General features: G+C 77.8%; 2 protein-coding genes. Both read right to left on the bottom strand.

The window, feature by feature from the left end:
* Window positions 1–2430 (bottom strand): hypothetical protein (locus CTKZ_RS20385; RefSeq protein WP_124344614.1); only part of this gene is annotated, 2430 nt, incomplete at its 3' end.
* Window positions 2427–3740 (bottom strand): SWIM zinc finger family protein, encoded by a 1314-nt coding sequence (locus CTKZ_RS20380; RefSeq protein ID WP_124344613.1) that lies wholly within the window; start codon window positions 3738–3740, stop codon window positions 2427–2429. The genes CTKZ_RS20380 and CTKZ_RS20385, both read right to left, overlap by 4 nt.
* Window positions 3741–3876 lie beyond the last annotated feature (136 nt).

Raw genomic sequence — 3876 nt, 5'->3', positions numbered from 1 at the left:
GGCGACCACCGCCCGGGAGGACCCCGACCGGGCCGCGAGCGCGCGGGTGCCCGGCACGCCGAGCACCGTGGCGTCGGCGTCCCCGCGCGCGACGGCCGCGAGCACCGCGGGCGCGAGCGCGCGCATCGTCCCGGCGACCTCGGACGTGCCCACGAGCAGCCGCGACGACCGCAGCGACACGGCCAGCACGTCGTCGAGGACCGGCCACACGACGCTGAGCAGGCCTTCGCCGGCGAGCTCGGCGCACGCGCGCGCCAGGGCCGCCAGGTTCGACGGCGTCTCGGTCCAGTCCAGCAGCCGCACGTCCGCGACGCCGGGGCGCAGCAGCCCGCGCTCCCACGCCTCCCGCACGGCCGCGGAGCCGTCGGCCGCCGCCTCCGCGTGGAAGCCTCGCTGTGCGCCGACGAGGTTCACGGCCAGGCCCGGCGTCAACGGGGTGGCACGTCGGGCGGCCTGCCGCAGCCGCAGCCCGACGTCGGCCGACTCGGACGACGACAGCCCGGTCGCCGCGGCGTCGCCCCAGGCGGGGAAGACCTCGGGACCGACGCGGTCGTAGGAGCTCGCGTTGCGGAGCCGGGGCGGGAAGGCGCGCAACGACTCCGGCAGCGCGAGCGGCTGCGGCGCCCAGTGCCGCCACGAGCCCTCGACCGCGAGCGCCGGCTCGCGCACCGGGTCGGTCAGGTAGGCGCGCGCGGCGGGTCCCGCCGTGAACGCCGCGGGCTTGCCGTCCTGGAGCACGACCGGCACCGGGAGTGTCTCGAGCGCGGCGAGCACGTCGTCGGTGACGAGCGCACCGTCCGTCCGCGTGAGGGCGAGGAAGAGGTCGGCCTCGCTCGCCACCGCACCCACGGCCGCGTAGGTGGTGAGGCGGTCGACCAGGTCCGACGGGTCGATGCGCAGGTCCACCCACGTCGGTGTCGAGAGCAGCACCGGGACCTCGCCGAGCCGGCGCACCACGGACGCCTCGCGCGCGTCGCACGGGTCCCAGACGACCCTCCCCCAGCCGTCCGACCCGCCACGGCGGTCGAGCAGGTCGGAGTCCTCGCCGCGCACCCACGCGGGGACGCAGCGCAGCCCGCCCACCCACGACGGCCTGACTCCGCCGAGCGCCGAGCGCGCGGCCTCGCGGTCGGTCGCCGCGACGGCGGTGGCGAGCGCGAGGAGCCGCTCGACCTCGAGGTCCACGACACCCTCGGGACGGCCCGTGAGCGCCGCCGCCGCGTCGGTGAGCGCCGCGGCCGAGGCCTCGCCGACCGCGAACCTCGGCACCTCCCACACGGGCGGCGTCGCCTGCCAGAGCCCGATCGAGGGAGCGTCGTCCTCGGGCTCGGCCGGCCCGTCCGCGATCCCCCACGCGTCGGCGAGCGCCTGGGCCGCGCGGGCGAGGGGGCGGTCGTTCCCCGCGACGTGCTGCCGGACGAGCGGCGCGACGCCCTCGACGACGTCGCCGCCGGGTCGCGGTCGCGCGGCCGCGGCCGTGAGGAGCGCGAGCACCACCTTCTTCGTCCGCACGGGCAGCGTGACGGCGAGGACGTCGCCGAGCACGTCGTCGCCGGCGCGCGCGATCAGCCGCGGCGCGAACGCCTCGACCACCGGTCCGTCGCCGCGCGCGAGCACCCCGACCAGCACGTCGGCGTGCGCCACGAGCTCGTCGTCCGTCAGCGCGAGCGGCCCCGTCAGCACCTGCGTCCACGCCTTGCGGTCCCCCGGACGCTGCGCGGCGTCGAGCGCCGTCAGCACGAGCTCGACGGCCTCCGCGCGGTCGAGCCACCCGCGCGCGACCCCCGCCGCGGGCACGCCGCCGAACGGGCCCGTCGCCGGCACCCCGACGGCCACGGCGGCGCGCACGTGCTCGGCGAACCGCCGCTCGACCACGTCCGCGCCGCACGGCTCACGCTCCGCGCGGACCAGCTCACCGACGCCGGTGAGCACGATCGACGCGTGCACCGCCCAGTCCTTGAGGTACTCGACGCTGTGCGGCACGGGCAGGTCGTTCCGGTCGACGAGCCGCACGGTGACCCCGCCGAGCGCGCTCGTGCTGTGCTCCCACGCACGGCCCGCGCGGTCGGCCGCCTCGACGAACCGCGCCGCGTACGCGTCGCCCCGCGCGGACACCAGACGCGTCAGCAGCTCGTCCCCGCCGGGCGCCGAGACCAGCAGCCGGGCGGCCCGGCGTGCGTCGACGCCGACGCGCACCGCGAACAGGCGGAGCATCCCCTGGTCGACGTCCGTCCAGGGGATCCAGCCCCAGGTGTTCTCGCTCGTCCGCCCGAACTCGCCCCAGTCGCCCGACGCGAGCCCGTCGCGCGCCACGCGCTGCTCCTCCGGGGTCCCGAGCGGCAGCTGCTCGACGTCCTCGACGGACGCGGTCGCCCACCCGAGCGAGCGGAACACCTCGATCGCGGCGGCCTGGCGGGCGGTGAGCGTCATGCGGGGGCCTCCGAGGCGATCTGGACGGCGAGCACGTGCGCGCACGGCCCGCGGCCGGTGCCGTGCGCGAGGAACCAGGGGCAGGTGCACCGGCCGCCGGCGGCGACGCGGTGGTCCGGACCGCCGCTGCGGCTCCGCACGGTCCAGCCGTCCGCGGCGCGCACGACCCCGCCGTCCGCGACCAGGCGGCGTGCCGCGACGAGCCGCGGGTTGTCCTTCTCGACGCGGTCGGGGTCGTGCGGGAGCTCGCGGTGGAACCAGGCCTCCTCGTGGGTGTCCCACCCGACGCGGCCGTCGGCGGCCAGCACGGCGAGCGCGGCGCGGACGCGCGGCTCGGCGAGCCTGGCCTCGCGGGCCAGCCGCGGGATCTCGATCACCGGCTCGAACGCGAGCAGCGCGCTCACGAGGTCCGCGTCCTCGGCGACCGTCTCCCCCGCGAGCGCGGTGAGCAGCGACCCCTCGCCCGAGTGCCCGCGCCACGCCTCGTCGGTCAGCCCGAGCACGAGGCGTGCGCCGGGCACGTCGAACGCCACGACGACCGGCCCAGGATCCGCGTCGCCGTGCACAGTCATGCCCGTGACGTGCGGCAGGAGCCGCTTGACGGCGCTCAGCCGGTGCAGCCCGGACACGAGCACGCCGCCGCGCACGGGCCGCGCGGACACCCGCACCCCGGTCCGGTCGGCGACGACCCAGCCCGTGCGCGCCGCGCTCGTCGCCGCGGGGAGCGCGGCGACGAACGCCCGCGCGGGCACGGTCCCGACGGCGAAGGCGTGCGGGAGGCCGTGGTGCAGCTCGGCGACGTTCCCGAACGCCCGCACCCACCGTCCGGGCATCACGACGGGCCGCTCGACGGCGGTCACCTCAGGGCTCGACACGGTCAGCCCGTCGCGCCCGACGTCGAGGTGCAGCAGCCGTTCGCGCCCGACGCGCGAGAGGGCCGTGCGCGTCGCGAGCCCGATGTCGACGTTCGTCGTGCCGTGGCCGACCTCCCCGGAGTCGAACCCGTCGGGCAGCAGGTCCAGGCGCGCGTAGACGCTGTTGCACGCGGAGAAGCACTCGGCGCGCAGGCGGTCGCCGTGCGCCGTCAGCACGGGGTCGCGCAACGTGGACGGCGTGTACTGGACGTACCGGGTCGCGGTGACGTCGGCGAGCGTGAGGAGCCCGCGCGCGAGCACCTGCGGGTGCGTCGCGAAGCCGTGGAAGAAGCTCGGGTCGTCGACGACGCCGGCGGGTGTGAGCGCGGGCGCGAGACCGAGCGTCAGCCCGTCCTCGCCCAGGTGGGAGGCGGTCGCGAACGCTCGGGTGGGCACGGCGCGGAGTCTAGGTCGCGCGTCCGACAGCGTGGCCGGGCCCCGGTCGACGTCACCCGGACGACGGGTCGCTCCGGGTCGGCAGCGGGCCGTGCGCCGTCCCGCCGGATAGCCTCGTCGTGGCCGACCGCACCGC

Origin of the sequence: Cellulomonas algicola (assembly GCF_003851725.1) — a bacterium.
Classification (GTDB): Bacteria; Actinomycetota; Actinomycetes; order Actinomycetales; family Cellulomonadaceae; genus Cellulomonas; species Cellulomonas algicola.
The sequence above is the reverse complement of the archived record's forward strand: the minus strand, read 5'-3'. Positions and strand labels throughout refer to the sequence as shown.